The organism is Anaerolineales bacterium (assembly GCA_003105035.1).
Lineage (GTDB): Bacteria > Chloroflexota > Anaerolineae > Anaerolineales > UBA4823 > FEB-25.
Map to the genome: position 1 here is coordinate 43,785 of PQAL01000010.1, position 26,242 is coordinate 70,026.

At 49.0% G+C, this 26,242-nt stretch carries 25 protein-coding genes; 18 read left to right on the forward strand and 7 right to left on the reverse strand.

The features are described 5' to 3' along the window. From C3F13_04920 to C3F13_04945, 6 genes are all read right to left on the reverse strand, one after another. Entirely contained in the window at positions 1–999 is a 999-nt protein-coding gene (locus C3F13_04920; GenBank protein PWB55064.1) for a hypothetical protein, read from the reverse strand. Between the two features lie 6 nt (positions 1,000–1,005). Further along, positions 1,006–2,892, reverse strand: a complete 1,887-nt coding sequence (locus tag C3F13_04925; GenBank protein ID PWB55065.1) for a polysaccharide biosynthesis protein — start codon at positions 2,890–2,892, stop codon at positions 1,006–1,008. 1 nt (position 2,893) lies between these two features. Next, the gene (locus C3F13_04930) at positions 2,894–4,318 is read right to left on the reverse strand and encodes a hypothetical protein (protein ID PWB55066.1); all 1,425 of its coding nucleotides are present in this window, start codon (positions 4,316–4,318) and stop codon (positions 2,894–2,896) included. Next, entirely contained in the window at positions 4,315–5,322 is a 1,008-nt protein-coding gene (locus C3F13_04935) for a glycosyltransferase family 2 protein (GenBank protein PWB55067.1), read from the reverse strand. The genes C3F13_04930 and C3F13_04935 overlap by 4 nt, the downstream gene beginning before the upstream one ends. Before the next feature lie 68 nt (positions 5,323–5,390). Beyond that, positions 5,391–5,786, reverse strand: coding sequence for a reactive intermediate/imine deaminase (locus C3F13_04940; GenBank protein PWB55068.1), 396 nt, complete (start codon positions 5,784–5,786; stop codon positions 5,391–5,393). A 45-nt stretch (positions 5,787–5,831) separates the two neighbouring features. Then, positions 5,832–6,515 carry a hypothetical protein gene (locus tag C3F13_04945; GenBank protein PWB55069.1) on the reverse strand — a complete coding sequence of 228 codons (684 nt, stop codon included), beginning with the start codon at positions 6,513–6,515 and terminating at the stop codon, positions 5,832–5,834. Between the two features lie 224 nt (positions 6,516–6,739). Between C3F13_04945 and C3F13_04950 the strand changes: the two genes are divergently transcribed. The 13 genes from C3F13_04950 to C3F13_05010 all read left to right on the forward strand — a co-directional run bounded on the left by C3F13_04950 (position 6,740) and on the right by C3F13_05010 (position 20,208). After that, complete coding sequence (locus C3F13_04950) at positions 6,740–7,096, forward strand: NADH-quinone oxidoreductase subunit A (GenBank protein ID PWB55070.1); 357 nt, start codon at positions 6,740–6,742, stop codon at positions 7,094–7,096. A gap of 101 nt (positions 7,097–7,197) precedes the next feature. Then, positions 7,198–8,439: an NADH-quinone oxidoreductase subunit NuoH gene (locus tag C3F13_04955; GenBank protein ID PWB55071.1), complete on the forward strand. Its 1,242-nt coding sequence runs from the start codon at positions 7,198–7,200 to the stop codon at positions 8,437–8,439. Between the two features lie 15 nt (positions 8,440–8,454). Then, positions 8,455–8,967: an NADH-quinone oxidoreductase subunit J gene (locus tag C3F13_04960; GenBank protein ID PWB55072.1), complete on the forward strand. Its 513-nt coding sequence runs from the start codon at positions 8,455–8,457 to the stop codon at positions 8,965–8,967. Further along, entirely contained in the window at positions 8,964–9,272 is a 309-nt protein-coding gene (locus C3F13_04965) for an NADH-quinone oxidoreductase subunit NuoK (protein PWB55073.1), read from the forward strand. The genes C3F13_04960 and C3F13_04965 overlap by 4 nt, the downstream gene beginning before the upstream one ends. Before the next feature lie 15 nt (positions 9,273–9,287). Then, a complete protein-coding gene (locus tag C3F13_04970) occupies positions 9,288–11,468 on the forward strand; it encodes an NADH-quinone oxidoreductase subunit L (GenBank protein PWB55074.1) in 2,181 nt (726 codons plus the stop codon). 43 nt (positions 11,469–11,511) lie between these two features. After that, complete coding sequence (locus C3F13_04975) at positions 11,512–13,077, forward strand: hypothetical protein (protein ID PWB55075.1); 1,566 nt, start codon at positions 11,512–11,514, stop codon at positions 13,075–13,077. Positions 13,078–13,133: 56 nt separating this feature from the next. Beyond that, positions 13,134–14,606: an NADH-quinone oxidoreductase subunit M gene (locus C3F13_04980; protein ID PWB55076.1), complete on the forward strand. Its 1,473-nt coding sequence runs from the start codon at positions 13,134–13,136 to the stop codon at positions 14,604–14,606. Next, positions 14,607–16,064, forward strand: a complete 1,458-nt coding sequence (locus C3F13_04985) for an NADH-quinone oxidoreductase subunit N (GenBank protein ID PWB55077.1) — start codon at positions 14,607–14,609, stop codon at positions 16,062–16,064. Between the two features lie 80 nt (positions 16,065–16,144). Further along, positions 16,145–16,459 carry a hypothetical protein gene (locus C3F13_04990; GenBank protein ID PWB55078.1) on the forward strand — a complete coding sequence of 105 codons (315 nt, stop codon included), beginning with the start codon at positions 16,145–16,147 and terminating at the stop codon, positions 16,457–16,459. Beyond that, entirely contained in the window at positions 16,452–17,504 is a 1,053-nt protein-coding gene (locus C3F13_04995) for a hypothetical protein (protein ID PWB55079.1), read from the forward strand. Before C3F13_04990 ends, C3F13_04995 begins: the two co-directional genes overlap by 8 nt. Before the next feature lie 35 nt (positions 17,505–17,539). Next, positions 17,540–17,782 carry an ATP synthase F0 subunit C gene (atpE, locus tag C3F13_05000; protein ID PWB55080.1) on the forward strand — a complete coding sequence of 81 codons (243 nt, stop codon included), beginning with the start codon at positions 17,540–17,542 and terminating at the stop codon, positions 17,780–17,782. 21 nt (positions 17,783–17,803) lie between these two features. Continuing rightward, the gene (gene atpF, locus C3F13_05005) at positions 17,804–18,541 is read left to right on the forward strand and encodes an ATP synthase F0 subunit B (GenBank protein PWB55081.1); all 738 of its coding nucleotides are present in this window, start codon (positions 17,804–17,806) and stop codon (positions 18,539–18,541) included. 107 nt (positions 18,542–18,648) lie between these two features. After that, positions 18,649–20,208, forward strand: a complete 1,560-nt coding sequence (locus C3F13_05010; protein ID PWB55082.1) for a UDP-N-acetylmuramoyl-L-alanyl-D-glutamate--2,6-diaminopimelate ligase — start codon at positions 18,649–18,651, stop codon at positions 20,206–20,208. Between the two features lie 13 nt (positions 20,209–20,221). On the opposite strand, the gene C3F13_05015 is transcribed toward C3F13_05010, so the two are convergent. Next, the gene (locus tag C3F13_05015; protein PWB55083.1) at positions 20,222–21,307 is read right to left on the reverse strand and encodes a hypothetical protein; all 1,086 of its coding nucleotides are present in this window, start codon (positions 21,305–21,307) and stop codon (positions 20,222–20,224) included. A gap of 294 nt (positions 21,308–21,601) precedes the next feature. On the opposite strand from C3F13_05015, the gene C3F13_05020 reads away from it, so the two are divergent. The 5 genes from C3F13_05020 (at position 21,602) to C3F13_05040 (ending at position 26,121) form a co-directional block, all read left to right on the forward strand. Beyond that, positions 21,602–22,492 (forward strand): DNA-directed RNA polymerase subunit delta, encoded by an 891-nt coding sequence (locus C3F13_05020; protein ID PWB55084.1) that lies wholly within the window; start codon positions 21,602–21,604, stop codon positions 22,490–22,492. Beyond that, positions 22,482–23,321 (forward strand): DNA-directed RNA polymerase subunit delta, encoded by an 840-nt coding sequence (locus tag C3F13_05025; protein ID PWB55085.1) that lies wholly within the window; start codon positions 22,482–22,484, stop codon positions 23,319–23,321. The genes C3F13_05020 and C3F13_05025 overlap by 11 nt, the downstream gene beginning before the upstream one ends. 320 nt (positions 23,322–23,641) lie before the next feature. Next, positions 23,642–24,505 (forward strand): amino acid ABC transporter substrate-binding protein, encoded by an 864-nt coding sequence (locus tag C3F13_05030; GenBank protein PWB55086.1) that lies wholly within the window; start codon positions 23,642–23,644, stop codon positions 24,503–24,505. Between the two features lie 12 nt (positions 24,506–24,517). Beyond that, positions 24,518–25,372 carry an ABC transporter permease gene (locus C3F13_05035; protein PWB55087.1) on the forward strand — a complete coding sequence of 285 codons (855 nt, stop codon included), beginning with the start codon at positions 24,518–24,520 and terminating at the stop codon, positions 25,370–25,372. Then, entirely contained in the window at positions 25,372–26,121 is a 750-nt protein-coding gene (locus C3F13_05040; GenBank protein PWB55088.1) for a peptide ABC transporter ATP-binding protein, read from the forward strand. Before C3F13_05035 ends, C3F13_05040 begins: the two co-directional genes overlap by 1 nt. Positions 26,122–26,242: the final 121 nt, after the last annotated feature.

Consider the following 26,242-nt stretch of genomic DNA (forward strand, 5'->3'; position numbering starts at 1 on the left):
TCAGCCCTCAACTTTCCGATATTTTAACCACAAGGTGTACAAACGGTAAAGTATTGGATTGTAAATCCGGTCCCATGGTCCAGCCGATCTACGCAGCTCGCCACCGAAACCGCGCTTGAACCGGTAAACCCCCCAAAGTCCATCGTTCCTGGATGAGAAATTTGCCTCCAATACGTCCAACTCCTCATCCGGAACCCCCCACAGGTCGTATTCCTGGCAACCTTGTGCCTTTGCCCAGCGCATCGCTTCCCATTGCAGCAAGTAGTTGGGCATTTTCTCACGATGATTATCCGAGGAAGCGCCATAAAAGTACCAGGCGCGGAGGCCAGTCCTGAAAATAATTATCGCTGCAATGACATCGTCCTCAAACTCAGCGGCGAGCAACTGGCACTGGTCATGGGCCTGGAATAGATCATATGCTTTTTGGTAATATGCCAGGCTGTGGATCCCGAATTGGTCCCTTTCGCCAGTCATCTGCATCAAGCTATAAAAAGCACTCAGGTCAGCATGCGGACGGACGACGACATTCTTTTTCGATGCCAGGTTGATGTTGTAGCGCGTCTTCTGTTTCATCCGTCCAAGGATTTGGGCTTCATCACCCGTCAGGTCAACTACGATGGTCCGCTGCGGCTGAATACTGTGGTTACTTCGTATAAAGCCTGGCATGGGTAGTGAGCTGATCTGAGTACCCTGATTATCTTCCAAGAGGTCAGGTTCAACCTTGAGCAAGAAACAATGTTGGCTCTTACATAGCCTATCGATTTGCGGCCACAATTGCTCGCAGTCCATTCCAACAGGGCCCTTAGGAATGTAAGCCAGATTAATCCCGGGAAAGATTGGTTTGATCAGGATTTGGGCACCACAGGCACCAGAAACGATGCGTATCACCTGCCACCCAAACTCGGCCTTTAACTGCCCCCACGCTGAGGTTTGTAAAATATGTGGATTCGGTACTTGCGAGAGGAATTCGTCCCATTGAGCTGAACTGATCGCTTCCATGGTTCACTAGATCATGGAAATGAGGTCTGGTGAGGGCGTGCTACTCACCGTTGCCCCTGGAACCGTCTTGTTCAGCATATTGACGATCTCATCCGGATTGCCATTTTTCGCCAGCTCTATCAGTGCGTTCGTAGCTGTCTCAAGATCGTTGCTGGTCAGCAATTCATTTTCATCCAGACGTAACACATCTGGATGTTGGGTTGTGATATAGTCTGCACCTTCATCCCATAATGCTTCACTCAGTTTTTCACCAGGCCGGATCCCGGTGTACACGATCTCAATATCCTTCCCCGGCTCAAGGCCGGATAGGCGGATCAAATCCTGGGCAAGGTCCACGATGCGGATCTGCTCGCCCATGTTCAGCACGAACACTTCTCCGCCTTTCCCCATTGCAGAGGCTTGCAGCACCAGGTGCACCGCCTCAGGGATCGTCATGAAGTATCTTTCCATGTCAGGGTGCGTGATCGTGACTGGGCCTCCATCATCAATCTGACGCTTGAAGAGAAGCAACACACTGCCACGGCTGCCCAGCACATTGCCGAACCGCACCACGGACAAGGATTTACCGGTCCGGCGAGCAGCATCCAAGACCAGCATTTCGCCGATCCGTTTGGTGGCTCCGTATACACTCGTAGGGCAGATTGCCTTGTCGGTGGAGATCATCACCAGCCGTTCGACATCACTCGCAATCGAAGCATCCACGATGGTACGAGTTCCCAAGACGTTGTTGCTGACCGCTTCTTCGATATTGGCCTGCATGAGCGGCACATGTTTATGGGCAGCCGCGTGAAAGACAACTTGTGGATTATGGACTGAGAATAGGTTCTGGATGTGTTCCTTACCCCGAATGTCAGCGATCAGAGGATGTAATTTCAGGGAGGGAAAATCCTGTTCAAGCTCAATCAGGGTCTCAAATATGCTGTTTTCACCATGCCCCAACAAAAAGAGCTCGGCTGGTTCCCAACGCGCGATCTGCCGGCATAATTCACGGCCGATTGAGCCGCCTGCACCCGTGACAAGTACTTTTCGCCCTCCCAGGCTTGATCCAATCAGCTCATTGTCAATATGCGCCGGAGAGCGGCGCAGTAAATCGGTGATGTCAACTTCCCGAAGCCGGTTTACGCTGACTTTTCCCCCGATGAGCTCATGCAAGCTTGGCATCGTCCGTGAAGGGATATTGTTCAACCTGCAGGTTTCCGTCACTTTGCGAACCACCTGGCCGGGTGCACTCGGGATGGCAATGATCACTTCCTCCACCTTCTTCGAATCGATCAAGCGGTCAAGGTCATCGATCGTTCCAATCACCGGCGTGCCGTGGATTTCCTGTTTTTGTTTGGCTGGATCATCATCCACAAATCCAATCGGTTTGAGGTTGGCTTGAGGATTACGCTGCATTTCCCGCACAACGAGCGCCCCTGCGTCACCAGCGCCAGCGATCAGGACTCGCCTTTGCCTGCTACCATCTGGCCTGTTGGACGACTGGCTTTCTGCGATTATGCGGTAGGAAAAGCGCAAACCGCCCACAGCCAGGAGGGACAATAACCAGTCAATCATCAAAACCCCGCGCGAGAACTCAAATGCCCGTAACAGGAATGAGATTAGCAGGACGACAATTGATACGATGATCGAAGCAGTCGTTACCGCAATGGCGATAAGTTTGAGCTCGCGAATGCTGGCATATGCCCATAATCGCCGGTATAAGCCAAATTGATAGTAAACGATGGGTTTAGCGATCAAGGCGACTGCGAGCATCACCAGGATTTGGGCTCTGAAGTCATACAGCCTGGCACCGAGCGGCACGCGTAGTAAGAAGCTGCCCAATACACACACGACGATGAAAAATAGATCGCCTGCCAAAACTGTCCGGTTTCTGGATAAGAAGTGCGGTTTCAAGCTACCTACCCCGCAAGCGAATCACCAGTGTCGGCGTCAGAAATATGATCCGCAGGTCCATTGCAAAAGTTCGGTGCATGATGTAGAACAGGTCGTATTCAAGCTTTTCAATCGTCTCATCGATTGTGGAAGCATACTGTTGGTTCACCTGCGCCCAACCGGTAATACCCGGTCGAACTAATAATCGTGCCCGATAAAAGGGTACATGCTTCTGGAACCATTCCACTAATTCAGGGCGTTCAGCCCGAGGGCCAACCAGGCTCATTTCGCCCCTGACCACATTATAAAACTGGGGTATCTCGTCAATATGTGTTTTACGCAGCAACAGTCCTACCTTGGTTGCACGGCGATCATTTTCTTCCGCCCACTGCGGTTGACCATCTGCTTCTGCATCCTGGCGCATGGTTCTAAATTTGTAGATGTTATACAACTGCCCGCCGCGGCCCATCCTGATTTGTTTATATAAGATCGGCTTGCCTGATTCAGCGATTATGGCGATTGCCACAAACGGAAACAGCAAGATCAGCAGGCACATCCCGATGATCCCCCCCAGGATATCCACCCCGCGCTTGGCCATCTCAGAGAATGCCTCCGAGCGGGCTTTATCAACGAAAGAACGCAAGATCCATTCTGCTTCAAGGTAACGGATGGGTACCCGGTGAAGGAGCTCTTCATAGGCTACCGGCATGCGAATGATCTCAGTGCCGACTTCCTGGGCGTCCAAAAGCGCCTGAAACATGCCTCCTTGCATCTGCCCGGAAATTGCGACGATCAGGTCGGTGACCTGGTGGTCGTTAATCGCCTGTAACAGCTTTTCATGCCCGCCGAACACCTCATATCCTTCGATCATTGTCCCAATTTTCTGAGGATCATCATCGATGACACCGACCAGGATGTACGGTCGCGGCCGGTGCTGGTTGATGATCTGGAGCATAATCGTGCCTGTATCACCTGCGCCTACTAACAGCATGCGGCGCATAAATTGTGGCGCAGTGAATATTCTGATGTAAAGGAGTCGCCAAAATAACGTAAGGATAAAGGCACTGATTATAAATGAAGCGACGCTGATTCTAGGCAGTGAGTTTGGCTCGGAAGTGAAGTAAAACACCATGTAAAATCCAAGCCCGACCAGGGCAGAAAATGCAATGCTCCGTAAGGTTTGTCCCGGATCACGGGCGCGATGTTCGTCATACAAGCGCGCCATCAGCACTGGCCAGAAGAATGGCAGGAAGAAGAACCAAACCGGCAGGCGGAGGATAAATAAAAGCGTAAGGGATTGATACCTATCCGCCACTGACCATACGTAGATAGATATGATCAGAGCGATTTCTGCCATCAGGAAATCGACAATAAGAAGAAGCGTCCGCCTCTCCCGCGGTCGTAGACGCCATTTGGTTGAAATGGGTGTAGTCTTTGTTGCAATCATAATGGTTTGGTGTTCAATGCCGGCTTACGAAACATTCCCCAAAGGAATGCAGCACCCCATGCAATCTGGATGGTGGCTAATGCCAAAGGCACACCGATTATGTAGGACATTTTCTTATGTTGTAAACTCATCTGGATTCCAATACCTAGGAGGATAATAGTATATAGTATCACAATAATTGCTAGCAACCAACGGGCGAGGCTCATGCCAACGACCAAAAGCCCCAGGATAATCAGTACCGCAACAAAAACTGGGGGAATCGCCTGGCGCCATCGCAGAGTCTTTGGATATTTTCGCAACATCTGAGCTTTCCAATATCCATAACGCCAGTATTGAGCTGCCAGTTCCCGGAGGGTTGGCCTCGCATAGTATATGGAAGTGATTGAGGGATCCAGCCAAACCTTGCCACCCGACTGCCTGATACGTGTATTGAATTCATAATCCTCATTGGTGAGCAAGGATTCATCAAACATCCCGATCTGCTCGAAAATATCCCGATGAAATGTTCCAAATGGCACTGTTTCGACTTCCTGAGCCACACCGCCAATCCGATACCGGGCATCACCTGCCCCGAGGGGGTGGGCTGCTGCCAGTGCAATGGATCTGGCAATCCATGAAGAGTTCCCGGGGTGGATCTTCCAAATTCCACCGACATTATCTCCCAGGCCTTTTTTCAATTCATCGACACATTTCCGGATATAGTCAGGGTCGGGGATGGAATGAGCATCCATGCGGACAATATAACTTCCCCGTGCTCCTTCGATGGCGCGGTTAAGGCCTGATGGGATTACCCGTTGCGTATTATCAACGATGTGGACCTCGAGCTCTGGATGTTCTCTACGATAATCATTGATCACTGCTCGCGTGCCGTCGGTTGAGAGACCATCCGCAATCACCACTTCAATATCCACCATAGGCACTGTTTGCGCGCAGATGGCATCCAGGAGCTTGCGGATTGTCGCTTCTTCGTTATAACAGGGCACAATAATCGATATATCAACCATGATGAGGAGCAATCGATAGGTAATCGATAAAATATGGGATCGACGTTATAGGGTACGCAAACCTTGCTCTATTCACTAACCATGGCAATCGCTTCGATCTCCACCGCACCACCCTTTGGGAGCGCTGCTACCTGGACTGTCGATCGAGCGGGAGGATTCTCTTTGAAGAATTCTCCGTAGATGGCATTCATTTGGGCGAACTCAGCCATGTCTCTCAGGAACACGGTAGTTTTTACTACGTTTTCTAAGCATGAGCCAGCTTCAATGAGGATATTCTGGATATTTTTAATCGCTTGCCTTGTTTCGTGTTCGATTCCACCCTCAATAATATTGCCGGTTTCGGGGATGATGCCAAGCTGCCCTGCGGTGAAGATAAAGCAATGGGTTTTCACACCCGCTGAATAAGGTCCAATTGCTTTTGGGGCACGGTCGGTCTTAATGATTGTTTTCGTCTGATCAGACATGATTCACTCCTATCGATGGTTATTTGCGTGTTCATTGAGGATGGATTATTCAAATTTTAATAACTGCAATATATCGTCAAGCGCAGCAGCAAAGACCTCCGACATGATCTCGGAGTCGACTTGATAAGGCCCGCCGAATACACCATCTTGATATAACTCGCGCGCCACTTTTGCGTTCACCAAGCCTGGAATGCGTGGAGGAATTTTCTCGCCATCTGGCAGCTCACCAACTCGAGTAAAGGGGAAAGCTTCGATCCAGGCGGCATGAAAAGAACGTAACCCATGGCTCACGGCGACGTTTTCCACGCTATGAGCTTGCCACCAGGAATACCATGCCAAATGCAGCTCAGGTAATGTATTGGCAACTTCAAAGAGCCGTGACCGAACAGGATCATTGCCACCGTGACCATTAAGAAACAAGAGCCGGCGAAAGCCTTGATGATAAGCACAGCGAACGATATCTTCTACCAGATCGAGCATCGTGGATGACCGTATGCTGAGACTGCCAGGATAATCGATAAAATAAGGCGAGATCCCGTAGTTCACCACCGGCGCCACCAGGACGCCTGTTTTTTGGTTGGCTGCATCAGCCAATGCCAGGGGGATTTTCACATCGGTTAATAAGCTAAGGTATCCGTGCTGCTCGCACGCCCCCAAGACAAGCATCAGTCGATTGTCGTTAGCTAAATAATGCTCGACATCGAACCAGGAACAATCTTCAAATCTCATGGGTTCTATCCTTTTGCAAAATTATACACGCAAAGAATAATAATCATATCAATCCTGCTCGATATCGTGGACAGAAGTATAAAAAAATTGTGATTTATGATAAGTTGACACGAATTTTACTTATGGTAAAATTACCGCGTTAAATCCTCGGTGACTAATGAAGTATTAATCTAAGTCATTGTATTGGGAGGATGCGATAATTTCCCACATACAGGAGAGACACCATGCAGAGTGATTGGCTATTTATTGGTCTATTTCTGCTGATTGTTGCATTATTTCCTGGAGCCCCAATCATCCTGGCTGGTTTAATCAGCCCTCATAGACCGAGCACTCAAAAGGCACAAACATACGAGTGCGGTCTGGAAACAGTGGGGGAAACCTGGGTCCAATTCAGGGTTCAATACTATATCTATGCCCTGACATTCCTCGTTTTTGATGTTGAGCTTGTCTTTCTATTTCCCTGGGCGGTTGCATTTGACCAACTTTCGTTGTTTGGCGTCCTTTCTGGGGTGGTTTTCATCCTTATCCTGTTTGTCGAGCTATTAGCAGCCTGGCGAAAAGGCGTTTTGGAGTGGGCGTAGTCGTTATGACTGAGAAAATTAAAAAGGCTGAAGGAAGCGTTCCTCAGCCTTTTATTTGTCAATTTGCTCCTTACACTACCTGTCTTATCTAGGAGAGCAGGATGAATTTCTTAAGCGATCCGGTTAATTTCATTGCGAATTGGTTGAATACTTTGTTAGTTAATATTGGATTGTCTCAGGCAGCTGCGACGACCATTCTAACTTTTATTGGGGCATTCCTGGTGGGTGTATTTGGATTTTCCCTGGTGATTTTCACCATCTGGCTTGAGCGCAAATTGTACGCTCGCATCCAGGACCGCCTCGGTCCCAATCGCGTTGGGCCATGGGGAGTGTTTCAGACCTTCCCCGATATGGTAAAAATTTTTACCAAAGAATACATAACCCCCATTGGGGCAGATAAAGTCACATATAACCTGGCACCCATCCTGTCGGTTTCTGCAGTTCTATTGATCTGGGCGGTTTTGCCTTTCGCCAAGACGATCGTTGGCTCTGATGTAAATGTCGGTGTTTTGTATCTTGTCGCAGTGGGTGGCATTGGGGCGTTAGGGATTATCCTGGCCGGTTGGTCATCCAATAACAAGTACTCCTTGCTGGGTGCATTCCGGGCTGTTGCTCAAATTGTTTCCTACGAAGTACCGATGGTCCTGGCACTGCTGGTCCCAGTACTGCTGGGCCGCACCATGGGGGTGAATAGCCTGGTCAATTCCCAGGTGGTCTGGTTTGTGATCATGTCGCCGATTGCTGCTTTTATCTTTTTTACCAGCTCAATAGCTGAGACGGGTCGGGCACCTTTTGATTTGCTGGAGGCTGAATCGGAAATTGTCGCTGGTTACCAGACAGAATATTCAGGCTTAAAATTTGGCATGTTCTACGTAGGTGAATTTTTGCATGCATTCACCATCTCAGCCCTGACGGCGACATTATTTCTAGGTGGATGGCGAGGCCCCTGGGCAGAACAGGTACCGATCCTGGGCGTCGCATGGTTCTTCATCAAGGCATTTCTTGTCTACTTTGTGGTTGTGCTCATCCGCATCTCGATGCCTCGTTTACGCATTGACCAGATGTTAAATTTCAACTGGAAGTTTCTCACCCCACTGGCCCTGGTCCTTCTCGTCCTGACTGCCATCGTGGATAAGGGGTTTTTTATGATCATCCCGGGGTTCAATATATCTAGCACTCTGATTCCCTGGATTCGGGCGGGCGTGCACCTGGTATTGAACCTGGCGATTATTTTTATCACCATCTTGTTGTTGAAATCACATCCTACCAAAACAGTCCAGGTAGTGGCTCAGCCGCGTCCTGTGGCTGTTGCCCCGGAACCTCCGGCCTCGGTAATCTCGTAAAGGAAAGAACTGTTTATGACCCTCGAGCAAATTGGTTTCCTCATCATTGCTGCAGTTACCCTGATCGCTGGTATGCGTGTCGTTACCAGCCGGAATATGATCCATTCGGCATTGTGGTTGATCCTGGCCTTGTTTGGGGTAGCGATTTTCTACGTGATGCTAGATGCGGGTTTCTTTGCGGTTATCCAGGTCATCATTTATATCGGCGCGATCGCCATTCTCTTCATCTTCGCAGCCATGTTGACCAGGCGGGTAATGCAGGATAGCGGCCCGCAGACAAATTCCAGGTGGTGGCTAGGAGTAATTATCGCTGTTCTGTTATTGGCAGGCATCGGGGTCGTGTATACGAGCTGGCCGGAGTTTACCTCCCAGGCATCCCAGCTGCTGGGAGATTCTGGTCAGATCAGCCAGCTGGGAGTGGCATTGGTATCACCCGACAAGTATTTACTGCCTTTTGAGTTTGCCTCAATCCTTTTGGTGGCAGCTATGATTGGTGCGATTTTCGTGGCCGGAGAAAAGAAGCAATGATCCCACTATCCTGGTATCTGACATTTGCGGCTGTCCTGTTTTGCGTTGGTTTATACGGCGTTTTAGTTCGGAAAAATGCCATCGGTATCCTGATGGGCATCGAGTTAATGCTTAATTCTGTTAATGTAAATCTGATCGCCTTCTGGCGCTATCGGTCTCCCAATGATATCGCCGGACAGGCGTTTGCTATTATTGTTTTTGCCGTTGCTGCTGCTGAAGTTGCTGTTGGTCTTGCCCTGATCATCTCCATTTATCGTCGCCGTAACTCCGTTGTGGCTGATGATATGAATTTGTTGAAGTGGTAATCTGAAAGGATTTTTATGTCGACAACCTCGATTGCTTGGCTTCTTCCACTTCCGCCATTCCTAGCGTTTGTTTTTATTGTCCTATTTACCAATCGTAAAAAAGCATTGAGTCATGGCCTGGCGATCGGTGCCGCAGGTCTATCCTGGCTTGGAAGTATGGTGGTGTTCTTCCGGGCCATAAACACAGAGCACCTTGGCCTTAACCCATACGAATCAACCATAAACTGGCTCCCCACAGGAAATACCTGGTTTCAGATCGGTGTGCGGATCGATCCCCTCAGCGCTGCCACGCTTTTCTTCGTCGCCTGGACGGTCCTGATGATCTTCATTTACAGTGTCGGTTACCATAATTTTGGGCAACCCAAGGGTGACCATGATAAACCCGGTTTGCAGCCACACGGTGCTTCCGTGGCAGATGAACATGGGCACAAGCACATCGTTCCCTCCATCGAGCCCATGTATTCGCGGTTTTTTGCATTCATTGGCCTGTTTGCCTTTGGTATGTACACCCTGGTTGTTTCGAACAACCTGTTAACCCTCTTCGTTGGCTGGGAAATCATGGGGTTGTGCTCCTATCTGTTGATTGGTTTCTGGTATCAAAAACCATCTGCCAGGGCGGCGATGATAAAGGCTTTCCTGACCACCAGAGTGGGTGATGTCTTCATGCTGCTCGGTATCGCTTACATCTATACTTCGGTTGGATCCTTGAGCTATGCCGACATTTTCAATCCCGATACTTTAGAGAAATTAGCCTCCACCCCAGCAATCGGAGGTTTTCTCGGCCTGTCAGCAGCCGCATTAATGGGTATCCTGCTCTTCATCGGGACCATCGGTAAGTCGGCCCAATGGCCATTGCATGTGTGGTTGCCAGACGCCATGGAAGGGCCCACGCCAGTCTCAGCGATGATCCATGCCGCCACGATGGTCTCTGCCGGTGTGTACATGGTTATCCGGATGTACCCCTTGCTCAGTGTGGGGTATGAGCATGGGCATCTGACTCCAGCCATGAGCGTGATGGCAGTCATCGGCACGTTTACCGCCATATTTGCGGCCACGATCGCCATTGCTCAGAATGACATCAAACGGGTTCTGGCGTATTCGACGATTTCACAGCTGGGATATATGATTGCGGCCCTGGGGATCGGTGCCTATGTTGCTGTTGCGTTCCACCTGATCACCCATGCTTTCTTTAAGGCGCTCCTGTTCCTTGGTTCCGGCTCGGTCATCCATGGTGTTGAACATGGCGTGTTGCACACTGGGGAGCAGGTCGATCCTCAGAATATGTTCAACATGGGTGGATTACGCAAAAAGATGCCGGTGACTTTCTGGACTTTCCTGATCGGTGGTTTTGCCCTTTCCGGATTTCCCATCATCACTGCAGGGTTCTGGTCAAAAGATGAAATCTTAGCGGACGCGTTTGGCAATGGCCATTGGACGGTTTTCATCGTCCTTTCACTTGCGGCTTTTATTACGGCGTTCTATACCATGCGCCAGATCACCCTGACATTCCTTGGAAAACCACGCACCGAATCAGCCCATCATGCGCAGGAAACACCCTGGACGATGACACTGCCGCTGGTGATCCTGACTGTATTTGCAGTTGGCATCGGCTGGGCTGGCATTTCAGAATCCTTCCCGCTAATTGGGGGTATCTTGCCCAACTTTGTCCACGAGTTTATTGGTGGCACACTTCTCGAACCACCGGAAACCCTTCCGTTCAGCCTTTGGCCGTTACTGGTGTCAATTGTCGCTTCGCTGGGTGGCCTCACCCTGGGCTGGTTGGTATATCGTAATCAAAAGGTGGCTGCCGAAGATCCGTTAGCGAAAACTCTCGGGCCAGTTTACAAAATACTCCAGAATAAATATTACTTTGATGAGCTATACGATCTGATCTTTGTTCGCCCGGCCTATTGGCTGGCTGATAATTTCACCAATCGCTTTCTAGACCGGGGCATCATCGATGGTATCTTGCATTTCATTGCTCGGGTTGCTTCCAATGTGGGCCACGTTTTCCGTAACTATTTCGATAAACCGGTGGTGAATGGCTTCGGCGATTTTATTGGCGAGGGGATGAAGAAATTCGGCCAGTCGATAAAAGTGATCCAAACTGGAAAAGTACAGCAATATTTGCTAATGGCGTTGATATTAGCATTTGGCGCCATGTTTTATTTTGTATTTGCCTTCTTACAACATTAGTGACCTTCGCCTACAGGTTTTGGATGCACCGATTCAGGAGTGAATGATGGGTTTCGTCAACGATAACTTACTCGCATTGATTTTGTTTTTCCCGGTCCTGGTGGCTTTTGTCTTGTTATGCATACCAAAGGGTAAAACAAAGTTATTAAAATGGGTGGCCCTGATTGGAAGTTTGATCCCATTATTACTGTCAGTATATCTATGGCTCTCATTCCAATCTGGTACTCCTGGTTTCCAATATGAAACCCAAAGGCTATGGTATGGGGTCATCGGTTCCTCATTCCACCTGGGTGTGGATGGCTTGTCACTCACCATGGTGCTCCTGACCACGTTATTGACCCCCGTAGTGATCCTGGCATCTTTTAATATTAATGAGCGTTTGAAACCTTACCTGATTTTATTCATGTTCCTCGAGACCGGCATGCTGGGAGTTTTCCTGTCGCTTGACCTCTTATTATTCTTCGTGTTCTGGGAAGTTGGCCTGGTCCCCATGTACTTCCTTATCAATCAGTGGGGAAGTGAAAAAGGTGAGCGTGAGCTGTGGGGCGGTCGAAAAGTTTCTGCCCGAACGTATGCTTCGTTCAAGTTCATGATCTATACGATGGCGGGTTCTTTGGGCTTGCTGCTTGCCATCCAGATGATCGGCGTATCATTCGGCACGTATGACCTGACTCAATTATTTGCATCTTTCCCCGCTGCGACCCAGCTGGCTAATATTCCATTCAAGCTACCCATCGAAACGGTGAAGGCGATTGCCTTCTGGGCATTTGTTATCGCATTTGCAATTAAGGTTCCCGTTTGGCCTTTCCACACCTGGTTACCCGATGCGCATACAGAGGCTCCAACTGCGGGTTCAATGATCCTGGCGGGTGTGCTGTTGAAGCTTGGAGCATATGGGTTCCTGCGGCTGGTTCTTCCATTGTATCCCCAGGAAGCCCACCGTTACGCGGGTGCATTGGCATTTCTGGCAGTGATGGGGATCATCTTTGGTGCCCTGGCAGCCTATGGGCAGGATGATTTCAAGCGTCTTGTGGCGTACTCCTCAGTCAATCACATGGGCTTTGTGGTGCTGGGTATTGCTGCCGCAGCATTTGCTGCCGGAACTGACAATGCGGTCCTGGCTTTAAACGGGGCAGTTTTGCAAATGTTCAACCATGGTCTGTCTGCAGCGGGTATGTTCTTCTTAGTGGGCGTGATCTATGAGCGCGCTCATACACGCAATTTGAATGATTTTGGTGGGCTATTCCCATTGATCCCGGTGTATGGTGGCATCCTGATCTTTACCTCCATGGCTTCGTTGGGTCTGCCAGGGTTGAATGGCTTTGTGTCTGAATTCCTGGTTGTACGAGGTTCCTGGCCGGTCTTCACATTATTTACGGCTTTGTCTATGATTGGCTTGTTCTTCACAGGTGCCTACATCCTGAAAGGAATTAAAAAAGTCTTGCATGGCCCCACCAATGAACACTGGGTAGGGCATATTACCGAAATCAACCTGCGCGAAATCGTGGTCATCACCCCGCTGATGCTATTAATGTTGGTGATCGGCATATGGCCAGCCTGGATTCTAGGTGTAATCAACTCTGCCATGCAAATGCTGTTCGGTGGATGATATTTTATTCATAATTTTTCTGAGAAGATATTAAGTAGCCTGTTTGAGGTGAAGTTATGCAATTTCCAATCCTGAGCATCATCGTTCTCACGCCAATTATCACGGGAATGTTGATATTGCTGGTTCCCAAGGACCGCAAGAATTTGGTCCGCTATATTGCTTTAGCTGCTGCGACGCTGGATTTGACCCTCTCGATTTGGGTTTACTTTAATTATCAAATTTCAGCGGGTGGATATCAGTTTGTCGAGAAATATAATTGGCTGCCTCAGTTAGGGATTTCGTACTATGTTGGCGTGGACGGTATGAATGCTCCCCTGGTACTGCTCACAGGAATAGTGATGTTTACCGGTGTTCTGATCTCCTGGGGAATTGATGACCGCCCAAGAGAATTCTTTGCTTTCTTGTTCATCCTGGCGAGCGGTGTATTTGGTGTATTCGTCGCCCAAGATTTGTTCATGTTGTTTTTCTTTTATGAAATCGCAGTCTTCCCCATGTACCTGCTCATTTCCATCTGGGGTTGGATTAAAACCCGCGAATACGCGGCCATGAAGCTCACCCTTTACCTGTTTATTGGTTCAGTCATCTCCCTGGTCGGCGGATTGGCCCTCTATTTCCAGGCGGGGATGAACACCTTTGACATGATCCAGCTGGCCAATGCGAATTTCCCGAAGGATTTCCAGATATTATGGTTTCCGTTTGTATTCTTTGGATTTGCCGTGTTGGGAGGCATCTTCCCGTTCCACAATTGGAGTCCGGATGGCCACGTGGCAGCCCCAACTGCAGTTTCCATGTTCCATGCTGGTGTGCTGATGAAGCTGGGCGCTTTCGCAGCCTTACGTGTAGGGATCATGTTGCTTCCTGAAGGAGCAAAATTCTGGAGCTGGCTCATCCTTATTCTGGCGCTGGTGAATGTCGTTTACGGCGCGTTTATCGCCATGGTGCAGACAGATTTCAAATATGTGATTGGTTTTTCTTCTGTATCCCATATGGGCCTGGTAATGTTAGGGTTTGCTACTCTCACGAAAGACGGATTAACCGGTTCAGGTATCCAGATGTTTTCTCACGGGGTGATGACGGCTCTCTTCTTTGCTGTGGTTGGGATGGTGTATGACCGGGCACATACCCGTGAAATCGGTGAGCTGGGGGGCTTCTCGAAGAAGATGCCATGGGTAGCAGTTGCCTTCATCATTGGCGGTCTCGTGTCGATGGGTATGCCAGGTTTTTCAGGTTTTGTTGCTGAATTCCCCATTTTTATGGGTGTCTGGCAGGTTCAGCCAGTCGTGGCTATCATTGCCTCGATTTCCATTGTCATTACTGCATCCTATATCATCCGCATTATCGGCAGAGTGTTCTTCGGCCCGATGTCGGAGGAGTTCGACCATCACATTGGGGATGTGACTGTAAGGGACAAGGTTGCACTGACCCTGCTATGTGTCATCATGGTCACGATCGGGGTTTTCCCATCGATCATGAGCGGCTTGGTTGCCTCGGGAGTAAATCATATCCTGAGTCTGTTCGGAGGTGCTTAAATGGCAATTGAGAGCTTCGAACCGACGATGGTCTTAGCAGTCCTTCCAGAAATATTCTTGGTGGTATTGGCTGGTGTCATACTTGCCTACGATGCAATTAAAAAACCGGAGAGTAAACGCATCTTAGGTTGGATCACGGCGGTGGGGTTGTTGGTTGTAATGATCCTAAGCCTGCTCTTATCAACCCCCTCCAACCAGGGCAGGCTAATATTCGGCGGGATGTTGCGCCAGGATTGGCTTGGCTTCGCTTTCATGATCCTGTTCATGTTTGCTGCCGCCATCACCGCCTTATTCACCATTGATATGAAAGGGGTGGGGCAAAGAGGCGAGTTTTACGTGCTCTTACTGATATCGACACTTGGCATGTGCCTGATGGCTTCATCTGCCGATATCATCATGCTCTACCTGGCGATCGAGACCACATCCATCCCCATGTACATCCTGGCCGGCTTCCTCACCCGCGATGATAAGTCTACGGAATCAGGTTTCAAGTACCTCTTGTTTGGTGCAGCTGCTTCAACAGTCATGCTCTACGGTTTTAGCCTATTATATGGATTTACTGGCCAGACGAATATTTACCAGATCGCGTTGAGCTTTTTTGACACTGGGCTGGCAAAGATCACGATCATCGGCATCCTATTGCTCATCCTGGTGGGATTCAGCTTCAAGATCTCAGCCTTCCCCTTCCATTTTTGGGCTCCAGATGTCTACGAAGGTGCTCCTACTCCGATCGCAGGCTTTCTTTCAACCGCATCCAAAGCTGCGGGTTTCGTGGTCGTTTTGCGAGTGTTAGTGTCTGTCTTTACGCCAGCAGCTGCCCCGGAATGGATGAACTACCTGGCGGTGATCTCATTGCTCACCATGACGATTGGTAATGTTCTGGCCCTGGCGCAGAAGAACATCAAACGCCTATTAGCCTATTCATCGATTGCCCATGCCGGTTATATTCTGATCGGTGTCGTGGCGATGTCGCAGCTGGGCATGACCAGCGTGGTCTTTTACCTTATCGCCTACCTGATCACCAACCTGGCAGCCTTTGGCGTGGTGTTGATCTTTTCCCATGTGGTCGGCTCGGATGATGTATTGGCTTATTCCGGATTAAGCAGGCGAAAACCATGGCTAGCCTTTGCCATGCTGATTGCATTTTTATCGCTAGCCGGGATGCCCCCACTGGCTGGTTTTATTGCGAAGGTATTCGTCTTTGCCGCTGCAGTAAAAGCAGAGTATATCTGGCTGGCATTTCTTGGGGTAATTAACTCCATCATCGGCCTGTACTACTACCTGACGGTTCTAAAGTATGTCTACCTGTACCGCTCAGATGATGAGGAGAAGCCGTTAGTGATTGCCCGACCTTACGCAATTGCCTTATCCTTATTGGTTCTAGGCATTCTCCTGGTCGGGACACTTTTCGGTCCATGGTTCAACCTGTCTTCGCAGATTGCATCATCCTTGTTCTAGTATCGAGACGTAGCCAGATATAAACAGATTTTTCGAATAATGTTGACTTCATTTACAGCAGATGATAAAATCTGCCCGCTATGAGCCAAAGTTTTCAGCCTCCTGAGGCATCTAAAGGGAAGCAAACGGTTAATAATCTTGCTCTCTTTTCGGTTGGAGCTCAGGTTGGTTGTGCAACACTTTTGATCGTATTCGCTTCACTATTTATTGGTATCGGGTTAGATAAATTATTAGGAACCAAACCAATCTTTATCATATTGTTTGTCTTGGGCTCTGCACCGCTTTCCATTTATCTGACATACAAGTTGGCAATGCGGGCAGTGAAAAATACAGTCCCCCAGGCTCCGGATGGTAAGCAAGGAGAACCGGTGAAGGAGGAAGAAAAAAGTGAGTGAGGCAAAACCAAAGAAACGATTTGGAGTAAAACGTTGGATCATCCTGGCGCTGACTGCCGTGGGAGCGTATTGTGCGTTCTTTGGTCCATCGATATTAAAACCGATCAGTCCAGAAGTGACCCTGGCTGCCGAGAGCATCGGATTACATATTGGACCTTTAGCAGTCACGAATGCGATGCTTGCCACACTCCTGGCTGATGTCGTGTTGATTTTAGTTGGCTTGGGTGTCTATCGTTTCATAAAAAGCGGCAAGCTGGTTCCCAGTGGCTTTTACAACATGTTTGAAGCCATTTTTGAGTTCATGTGGAACAGCGTTGAAGGCAGTGCTGGCAAGTGGGCAAAACGCATTTTTCCAATCCCAGCTACGATCTTCTTGTTGATTTTCACGGCCAACATGGTTAAGTTGGTACCAGGATTTGAAACTGTTGGCTTAATTGAGCACCCGGCATCATTGAGGGGGTTTGCGCCAGTCAAACTCTTCCAGGTAGGCAGCTTGGAGGTTTTTACCATTGATAAAGCCCAGCCTGTCCTTGCGACTCCCATTACGGCTGAAGAGCAAACCACTACTGCTGAAACTACCACCCATGAAGAAGAAACATTATGCACGAGCTGTACGGTGGTTGGTTTTCTGCGCGGTTCAGCAACCGATTTGAATTTCCCATTCGCCCTGGCGATCACTACGGTGGTCCTCACCCAGGTCTATGGGGCCTGGGCACTCGGTCCGGGTTTCTTTTCCAAATACCTGCCGATTAAGCAGTTAGTTTCAGGAGGGGTCTTCGGGATCATTAATTTTGCGGTAGGAATTCTCGAAATCATCCTGGAGTTTGCCAAAATCCTGTCGTTCGGCTTCCGACTTTTTGGAAATATCTTTGCGGGAGCCTTACTGCTTTCTATTATTGGTGTTCTGGTGGCGGTGGGCATCCCACCCTTCTTGTACTTGTTCGAGGTGTTCTTCGGAATTATTCAAGCATATGTGTTTTTCCTGTTGGCCACGGTATTTATTAGCGGTGCCACTGCTGGTCATCATGGTGAAGAGCAACATTAATCTAGAGATACTATTGAGATAAGGAGTCATTGATAATGAACGATCCCATAGCATTTGTAGCAGGTTTGAAATTGTTGGGTGCTGGTTTCGCCATGATGGGTGCAATCGGAGCTGGTGTCGGTGTGGGGTTGGCCGCCTCAGGTGGCGTGCAGGCCATGGGCCGCAATCCCGACGCAGCAGGTATTATCCAGACCAACATGATCCTGGGTATGGCATTTGCCGAAGCAGTAGCAATTTATGCCCTGGCTACCGCCCTGATCATCATCTTCGTTGGGTAAACATTCGTGGAGAAGTGAGATATGGCAAAACTAGGGATTAATTTAGGCACGCTGATATTCCAGATACTAAACTTTACCATCGTATGTATTCTTCTATACGCCTGGGCATATAAACCGATCTTAAATATGATGAATAATCGCAAGCAAAAGATTGCCCAGGGTTTAGAAGATGCCCGCGTGGCGAGTGAAGCTCGGGCGAATGCTGAACAGGATGCCGCCAAGATTCTTGCGGAAGCTCAAACCAAAGCCAGCCAGGTCGTCCGCGAATCGACTGACCGTGCGGAAGCTGCAGCTTTGGAAATCCGGGCTGCTGCAGAAGCTGAAATCACGAAGGAACGTGAAGCTGCCTTAGCGGAAGTCCAGGTTGAGCGGGATCGCATGCTGGGCGACCTGCGTAATCAGATTGCAGCTTTGGCTATTGCTGCTGCTCAAAAGCTGGTGGGTGAGGCGCTTGATGAGCAACGCCAGCATATTTTGATCAACGAATTCTTCTCTGGCGTGAAAGCTGGCAAAGTCGAGGTCCTGGAAGGAGCCACCATCAGTGGAACCTCGGCTGAAGTCACCAGTGCGCTGCCCCTCTTGTCAGATGAAATGGAAGCGGTCAAGAGTGATGTGCTGTCGAAAGTTGGCAGTCAGGCGACCGTGTCCTTCAGGGTTGATCCAGATATCCTGGGTGGTCTGGTGATTCGTGTAGGAGGCAAGGTTTTGGATGCTTCTGTCGCCGGGCAACTGGAGTCATTAAGGCAATCTCTCGCCTGAGGTAGCTCTGTTGGAGGTAGATCAATAAACAGATTTACCCTGTTTTCTGCTAGGAAAAAATTCTAGATTCCAGACGCCCTGGGTATTCTCCATGGGCGTCTTTTATTATGAAACTATCTGACCTTATTCGAGATCTCTCTTTTCAATACAAGCTGACGGGTAATGATGACCCGGAGGTCCACGGTATCGCGTCCGATTCCAGGCAGGTCAGGCCTGGTTATGTTTTCGTCGCTTTGGTCGGGGGCAGTTCAGATGGACATCGCTATATCAAGAGTGCCAAAGAGAATGGTGCTGTGGCAGTGGTGGGGACCCAGGCTACAGAAGGTCTGGACATACCCTACCTGCAGGTTGAGGAAAGCAGGATGGTCTTACCATATCTTGCGGCTGCCTATTACGGGTATCCAGCTCGCAAATTAACCATGATCGGGGTGACCGGCACGGATGGGAAGACCACCACCACCAACATGATCTACCAGATCCTGCTGGCTGCCGGACTTAAAGCGGGAATGATTTCTACGATCAACGCGGTGATTGGTGAGCAGGTCCTTGATACTGGTTTCCATGTAACTACGCCCGATGCTCCCGATGTACAACGCTATCTTGCCCAGATGGTAGAGGCTAGGTTGACTCACGTCGTCTTGGAAGTGACATCCCATGGATTGGCGCAATATCGGGCAGATGCGTGTGAATTTGATATAGCAGTTGTCACCAACATCACCCACGAGCACCTGGATTACCACGGCTCGTATGAAGCTTACCGTTCGGCGAAGGCGCGCTTATTTACCAACTTGGGATCGACCCTACCAAAACCACAGGGCAATCCCCGGTTGGCAGTGCTAAATCGAGATGATGCTTCATTTGAGTACCTGGACAGGCTATACAATGGTCCCAAGGTAACTTACGGTACTCTAATTGAGGCTGATGTACGTCCCTTGCAGGTTGTTAGCCATATCAACGGAGTGGAATTTCAATTTGTTGGAAGGGGCTTAGATTTTCCACTCACATGCAACCTGACTGGTGTCTTCAATATCCATAACAGCCTGGCAGCCACCGCAGCAACTGTAATCGGTTTGGGATTACCTATGCAGGCTGCCCAGGAGGGGATTGCTGCCTTGAAAAGCGTCCCCGGTCGGATGGAAAGTATCGACCTGGGTCAAAATTTTGCTGCAATCGTGGATTTTGCCCACACACCAAATGCCCTGGAGAATGCACTCCGGACTGCCCGCCAGCTTACCCGTGGACGAGTGATTGCTATATTTGGCGCTGCCGGATTGCGCGACCGCCAGAAGCGCAGGATGATGGCAGCCACCTCAGTAGAGCTGGCAGACATCTCCATCCTTACCGCAGAAGACCCTCGCACAGAGCTCCTGGATGATATCCTAGAAGAAATGGCGGCTGGGGCTGCCTCTAGTGGCGGGATTGAGCAGAAGACTTTTTGGCGTATACCCGACCGCGGCCAGGCAATCCGTTTTGCAATTTCGTTGGCAAGACCCGGCGATGTCGTGATTTCCTGCGGGAAGGGTCACGAGCAATCCATGTGCTTCGGGGAGATCGAGTACGACTGGGATGATCGGACCGCCATGCGAGCTGCGCTCTCGGAGCACCTGGGGGTACCAGGTCCGAAAATGCCTTATTTACCAACGCAAGAAGAAAAACTGAGTAGTTAGGCCAGCGCATCCATTAGATCAGGGTACTCAGGTCGATGCCTCGCTCCTGGGCGCGCTCCAGGCCCCAATCGATGATGCTGGTTGGTACAGGTTTGATCTCGTCCTCTGGTCTGCGCACCAGCACCAGGGCGTGGTCGGGGCAGGTACTGACGCAGACCCCGCAACCCACACATCGCACCTGGTCCACCACGACCACTTCTGCTAACGAAAGTGCATCGAATTGGCAGCTCTCCAGGCACAAGCCACAGGCATTGCACAGGTCTGCATCGATTGTGTTAACAAAAGCAGAACGTGCCACCACATTTGCAATGCCCATCTCTGACATCCCACGCAGGATCCCGCACGAACAGGTGCAGCAATTGCAGATATACCAGGTGCCTTTCTGGTTATTACTCACCGTGTGCACCAGGCCAGCCAGCTCTGCCTGCCGCAAGAGCTCATAAGCTTCTGCTTTCGTCAGGGCTCTCACTTCAGTGGCACCCGCGTAGGCATCGGGCTTGTTGCTGAATGTCATGCACATCTCAATGGGATGTTTGCATGGCTCACCGATCAACGCCTTCTGTTTCCGGCAAATGCAGTCCAGCACTCCCCACGACTGGGCTCGCTCGACAATCCCCGCAGCAGACTCAAATGGTGCCACTTCCATGTCCATTCTGATGTTTTCATTCACCGGGATGACCCGGTGGACGGAGGGTTGCACTGTTAAGACCCTGGTGAAAGAGCGTTGGTAATAGTTCTCGAACAACCTGGCGAGCTCAGCGTCCATCAGATCGCCGACTTGATTTTCATAGATGCCCACCACGAACGGCAGTAAGCCATATCCCAGACCCCCGTCGGTCTTGCCCGCCCTGATCAAGCCTCGGCTGGCCATAGCTTTTAAATGTCCGCGGGTAGACGTGTAATCGCGCTCCAGTCGTTGCGAGACCTGTTCGGCTGTCTCTAGCCTGAATAACAGATGGGAGGCCAGTTCTGCTTCCTCAGGCGTAAAAAGTTTGGCCAATAATTTTAATTCGGCACCATCATCGGTCGGGGGGAAACCATTCGGTAGGTTATCGAGCCGCTCTGCCAGGGCTTTGTACGGGTCTTGCTGGATAGTCATATGTACCTCACCACTTATCTTTAATGTAATGCATCTTACCCAATAAATTCATGCCTCTTTTTAAATTTTCCCTTAGGCGAAGGAAACTGGCATGCGTAGGATCTGGCTTTTACCTGCTCTCACTCGGCGAGACTAAAATTATAATCCCTCATTATTAATTCTTCAATTTAGGTATACTTGTGTTTCTATTATTTGACAGACTTCCGAAGCAAAAAGCCAAGCAGCAATTATCTGAAGTTCGAATCAGTGATATAGTGAGGGTGCCACTTGATTCGCGATTATTGTGAGGGAAGAATGCCAAGATTCCTTGTCCTACAAAGTGATTTCGGTCTGGATGACGGTGCAGTTTGCGCCATGTATGGGGTGGCAAAAAGTGTCGACCGAGATCTAGAAATATACGATTTGACGCACGGCATTACCCCTTTTCAAATTCTGGAAGGCTCGTATCGTCTGTATCAAACTGTCAAATTTTGGCCTGAAGGGACGGTGTTTGTATCGGTTGTGGACCCCGGTGTCGGAACAGATCGAAAGTCAGTTGTTATTAAGACTGCGACTGGTCATTTTGTTGTGACCCCGGATAATGGTACGCTCACTCATATCAAACAGAAAATCGGAATTGTAGCGGTTCGCGAAATTGATGAGATGATCAATCGGCTAAAAGGTTCTGAAGATTCTCATACATTTCATGGCCGTGATGTATACGCTTATACCGGTGCGCGTCTTGCTTCCGGAGTGATTGATTTTGAAGGAGTGGGTCCTCAGCTCAATGTCGAAGATATTGCTGAGATACCAATTGATGAAGTTGTTGTTTCCGAAGGGTATATTGAAGGGACCATCGAAGTTCTCGATATCCGTTTCGGGCATCTCTGGACCAATGTAAGCCTGGAAATGTTTGAACTGGCAGGATTCAAACTCGGAGACGAAATTGATGTTTTTATCTCCTACAAGCGCGAGAAGAAATTCCATAGTATCGTGCCTTATGTGCGCTCTTTTTCATCGGTCAAGCATTCCGAACCTCTTATCTATATGAATTCAATGCTAACGGTGGCGGTTGGGCTGGATCAGGTGAATATGGCAGCGAGGTACAATTTGGGAACTGGACCTGATTGGAAGATCACTTTCAGGACGAATAAGACTATCAACTCTTTGCCTAGATCGGCAGCAGGTGAGGAAAATGAAAGATAAACTTCTGGTTTTTCAAAGCGACTTTGGTTTATTTGACGGGACCGTATCCCAGATGCATGGGATTGCTATGCAGGTGGATCCAACGCTGCGGATTTTCGATTTATCACATCTTATATCCAAATTTAACACCTGGGAAGCCTCCTATTCTCTATACCAGACCTGCCATGCCTGGCCTGAGGAGACAGTATTTGTATCGGTTATTGACCCAGGAGTGGGTTCTGCCCGAAAAAGCGTCGTGGTAAAAACAAATGCTGGACATTATATTGCGACACCAGATAATGGAACATTAACCCATTTAAAAAAGCACGTCGGAATAGAGGCAGTCCGAGAAATTGACGAAACGGTGAACAGAGTAAAAGGAAGTGAGAAGTCGCATGTTTTTCATGGTCGTGATGTATATGCTTATACGGGTGCGCGTCTTGCTTCCGGCGTGATTGATTTTGAGGGTGTAGGTCCCGGATTCCCCGTTGAAGACATAATGATGCATGAGATCATTGATCCTGTCTATGACGGGAAAAGTATTGTTGGAATCTTGGACATTGAAGATCCTCATTTTGGCATGGTGTGGACCAATATTCCCCTGGAATACTTTGAAAGCATGAAGATATCCTTTGGCAATAAAGTCCGGACAGTCATAGAACACGATGGCGAGGTAAAATATAGAGACGTTCTACCCTACTGCCGCACCTTTACCGATGTGCCCAAAGATAACGAATTGATTTATCCCAATGAGATTGGCAATCTGGCAATCGCCACGAATTTCGCAAACTTTGTGGATAAATTTGGCATAAAGGCAGGCAATGACTGGAAAATTCGATTTGAGCAGTAGTGATGAATTAAGAGGAGATTTACGAGTTTCGTAAGGTGATTGATTATCCAACCAGCGACTCTCATTGAATTCTATTTTTTAATCGCTTCGGTTCAAGTGCACTAGCAGGATTGCACACAGTATTTTGGAAGGAGGTATAACAGGCTGTGAAATGACTTAAGTTCAGAGAAACTGATCGCTAATGGATATTGTGTTTCACCTACAGTTTCCTGGCTCAATCATTAATAAAAAATATGTGAAGTTATTAAAAAATATCCCATCAAGTAAAAAGATATAAAACTGCTCTACAAACTTATTTTTCACTATTGAGGAGATGTAAAATGAAGAAACTAACGGTACTTTTCAGCATTCTTGTTTTTGTCGCTCTGCTGCTTTCAGCCTGTGGTGGCGGAACCGGTACCACCGGAGATACAGCCCCCAATGTTGCAGAAGGTGAAACGTGCGATGTTAAGAATCTGGCTCTCTATGAACCGGGAAAACTCACCGTTGCCACCGGTGAGCCTGTCTTTGAGCCGTGGATGGTGAATGATGACCCCACCAATGCCCAGGGATATGAAAGTGCCTTCGTATACGCGCTGGCAAAAGAAATGGGGTTCGCTGCCGAGGATGTCAAGTGGGTACGCACAACGTTCGACGAAGCCATCTCTCCGGTAGAGAAACCATACGATTTCAATATCCAGCAGTACTCAATCACTGAAGAACGTGATAAAGTTGTCGATTTCTCTGATCCCTACTACACTGTACAGCAGGCTGTAGTAGTCCTTGCTGATTCGCCTGTCGCGAATGCCAAAACCCTAGCAGATCTTCGCCAGGCTAAGTTCGGTGCGATGGTCGGCACCACGGATCTTGATACCATTGAAAAAGTAATCGGTGCTAAAGATGTGGCCGTCTACAACACAGTTGCCGATGTTCTGACTGCGATGAATGCCGGTCAAGTTGACGCAACCGTGATTGCCCTCCCTTCCGCATACTACTTCGTTGCTGAACCGCTTGACAATGGGAAGATCGTGGGCATTCTCCCAGGCGAAATCGATGAAGACTTCGGCATGCTCTTCACCGACGGTAGTAAACTTCTCCCTTGCGTGAATAAAGCTCTCCAAACACTCAAAGATAATGGAACGATGGACGAGCTGGTTGTTAAATGGCTCCAGGCTGGCGGTGACATCCCCACTATCGATAAATAATAGGCAGGCAGGATGGAGACGACCGATATTCGATCTGATATAAGCGCTCCACCACCAAAAACTCTGACTAGAAAAGAACGGATCATTCCAGTGCTGATCAGTGTGTTCAGCACTGGAATATTTCTAATCCTGGTCGCCGTGGTGGTAAGCTCATCTGGACAATGGCCTCTCGTACAAAGACAATTTTTCTCCTGGGAGGCGATGAAGGAATCTTTTCCTGCCGTGCTGTTCGGATTCTGGCTTAATATCAAGATATTTGTCATTGCAGAGTTTTTTATTACATTCGTTTCCCTCTTTCTCGCAATCGCTCGTTCGTTGAAGAGTCCCATGGCAACACCAATACGCGTTGCCGCCATCGTTTTCATTGATGCGGTGCGCGGTGTCCCAGCGTTACTCCTCGTTTTGCTGTTTGGATTTGGAATTCCATCACTTAAGCTACCAGGATTGCCTAACAGTGCTCTCTTTTGGGGAACAGTGGCGCTGATCATTAACTACTCTGCCTACACGTCAGAGGTATACCGTTCAGGAATGGAAGCTGTTCACGATAGTCAGTATGCTGCCGCACGCGGATTGGGACTGACCAGCTGGCAGACCCTTCGATTTGCTATCATCCCACAAGCGATTAGGAATGTCCTTCCGGCGCTGTTAAACGGTGCAGTCTCTCTTCAAAAGGATGTGGCTTTGCTCAGTGTGATCGGTGTGCGGGAAGCCGTCCGTGCATCGGAGATCTATACGGCACGGACGTTTAATTATTCATCGTTGATTGTCGCCGCTGGCCTGTTTCTGCTTGCCAGCGTACCTCTAGCCCGTATCACAGACAAGGTTTCTCAACGAGATCAAGAGCGTCGCCTCCAGAGGACAAGGTGATGATAAACCCGAAAATCAGTATCCAGGATCTCACCAAATATTTTGGCACAAAGCTCATCCTGCATTCCGTGAACCTCGATATCCAATCCCATGAAGTTGTCTGCCTGATCGGTGCATCTGGTTCAGGCAAATCCACTCTGTTACGTTGTATTAATCACCTTTTTTCTTTCGATTATGGGAGAATTCTGCTTGACGGAGTAGATATCTCAGGTGCGGAAATGACCGATAACGAGCTCCGCAAACGGATCGGGATTGTTTTCCAATCTTACAATCTTTTCCCGCACATGACAGTACTGGATAACATTACCCTCGCGCCGGTAAAAGTTCACAGGGTCAACCGGGAAGAAGCGCGGGAATATGCACATAAGTTGCTTGGTCTCTTTGATTTGGCTGACCAGGAAGGATCCTACCCCGACCGATTATCTGGCGGTCAGCAGCAGCGTGTTGCTATTGTTCGAGCTATGGCAAACAACCCCGATGTTCTGCTTCTCGATGAAATTACTGCTGCCCTCGATCCTGAGCTGATCGGAGGTGTTCTCGATATCATTCGAGATTTGAAAAAGAAGGGGATGACGATGGTAATCGTGACCCACGAAATGGGCTTCGCCCGAGATGTGGCCGACCGGGTCTGTTTTCTCGATCAAGGAAGAATATTGGAGGAGGGGCACCCTTCACAACTCTTCACCAACCCCACAAACGAGAGAACGCGGCAATTCCTGCAACGGATTATTGAGGCGGGCAGGTTATAAGCATTCTGTTGAGTTTGACCCGCTACCGATTTTTAATTGTTTGCGTGATTTTTTTTACATTCGATATCAGCCCTGGCTTCTTCATTGAAAGGAGAATGAAGTGGACGATATTACGCATCTC

Excerpts from the sequence above, each read along its gene's own strand:
- C3F13_04955 (PWB55071.1), top strand. The coding sequence starts at position 7,198 with ATGAATTTCTTAAGCGATCCGGTTAATTTCATTGCGAATTGGTTGAAT.
- C3F13_05015 (PWB55083.1), bottom strand. The coding sequence starts at position 21,307 with ATGACTATCCAGCAAGACCCGTACAAAGCCCTGGCAGAGCGGCTCGAT.
- C3F13_04945 (PWB55069.1), bottom strand. The coding sequence starts at position 6,515 with ATGAGATTTGAAGATTGTTCCTGGTTCGATGTCGAGCATTATTTAGCT.
- C3F13_04930 (PWB55066.1), bottom strand. The coding sequence starts at position 4,318 with ATGATTGCAACAAAGACTACACCCATTTCAACCAAATGGCGTCTACGA.
- C3F13_04980 (PWB55076.1), top strand. The coding sequence starts at position 13,134 with ATGCAATTTCCAATCCTGAGCATCATCGTTCTCACGCCAATTATCACG.
- C3F13_04990 (PWB55078.1), top strand. The coding sequence starts at position 16,145 with ATGAGCCAAAGTTTTCAGCCTCCTGAGGCATCTAAAGGGAAGCAAACG.
- C3F13_04960 (PWB55072.1), top strand. The coding sequence starts at position 8,455 with ATGACCCTCGAGCAAATTGGTTTCCTCATCATTGCTGCAGTTACCCTG.
- atpF (PWB55081.1), top strand. The coding sequence starts at position 17,804 with ATGGCAAAACTAGGGATTAATTTAGGCACGCTGATATTCCAGATACTA.
- C3F13_04985 (PWB55077.1), top strand. The coding sequence starts at position 14,607 with ATGGCAATTGAGAGCTTCGAACCGACGATGGTCTTAGCAGTCCTTCCA.
- C3F13_05030 (PWB55086.1), top strand. The coding sequence starts at position 23,642 with ATGAAGAAACTAACGGTACTTTTCAGCATTCTTGTTTTTGTCGCTCTG.
- C3F13_05020 (PWB55084.1), top strand. The coding sequence starts at position 21,602 with ATGCCAAGATTCCTTGTCCTACAAAGTGATTTCGGTCTGGATGACGGT.
- C3F13_04920 (PWB55064.1), bottom strand. The coding sequence starts at position 999 with ATGGAAGCGATCAGTTCAGCTCAATGGGACGAATTCCTCTCGCAAGTA.
- C3F13_04950 (PWB55070.1), top strand. The coding sequence starts at position 6,740 with ATGCAGAGTGATTGGCTATTTATTGGTCTATTTCTGCTGATTGTTGCA.
- C3F13_05035 (PWB55087.1), top strand. The coding sequence starts at position 24,518 with ATGGAGACGACCGATATTCGATCTGATATAAGCGCTCCACCACCAAAA.
- C3F13_04940 (PWB55068.1), bottom strand. The coding sequence starts at position 5,786 with ATGTCTGATCAGACGAAAACAATCATTAAGACCGACCGTGCCCCAAAA.
- C3F13_05025 (PWB55085.1), top strand. The coding sequence starts at position 22,482 with ATGAAAGATAAACTTCTGGTTTTTCAAAGCGACTTTGGTTTATTTGAC.
- C3F13_05010 (PWB55082.1), top strand. The coding sequence starts at position 18,649 with ATGAAACTATCTGACCTTATTCGAGATCTCTCTTTTCAATACAAGCTG.
- C3F13_04965 (PWB55073.1), top strand. The coding sequence starts at position 8,964 with ATGATCCCACTATCCTGGTATCTGACATTTGCGGCTGTCCTGTTTTGC.
- C3F13_05040 (PWB55088.1), top strand. The coding sequence starts at position 25,372 with ATGATAAACCCGAAAATCAGTATCCAGGATCTCACCAAATATTTTGGC.
- atpE (PWB55080.1), top strand. The coding sequence starts at position 17,540 with ATGAACGATCCCATAGCATTTGTAGCAGGTTTGAAATTGTTGGGTGCT.
- C3F13_04970 (PWB55074.1), top strand. The coding sequence starts at position 9,288 with ATGTCGACAACCTCGATTGCTTGGCTTCTTCCACTTCCGCCATTCCTA.
- C3F13_04935 (PWB55067.1), bottom strand. The coding sequence starts at position 5,322 with ATGGTTGATATATCGATTATTGTGCCCTGTTATAACGAAGAAGCGACA.
- C3F13_04975 (PWB55075.1), top strand. The coding sequence starts at position 11,512 with ATGATGGGTTTCGTCAACGATAACTTACTCGCATTGATTTTGTTTTTC.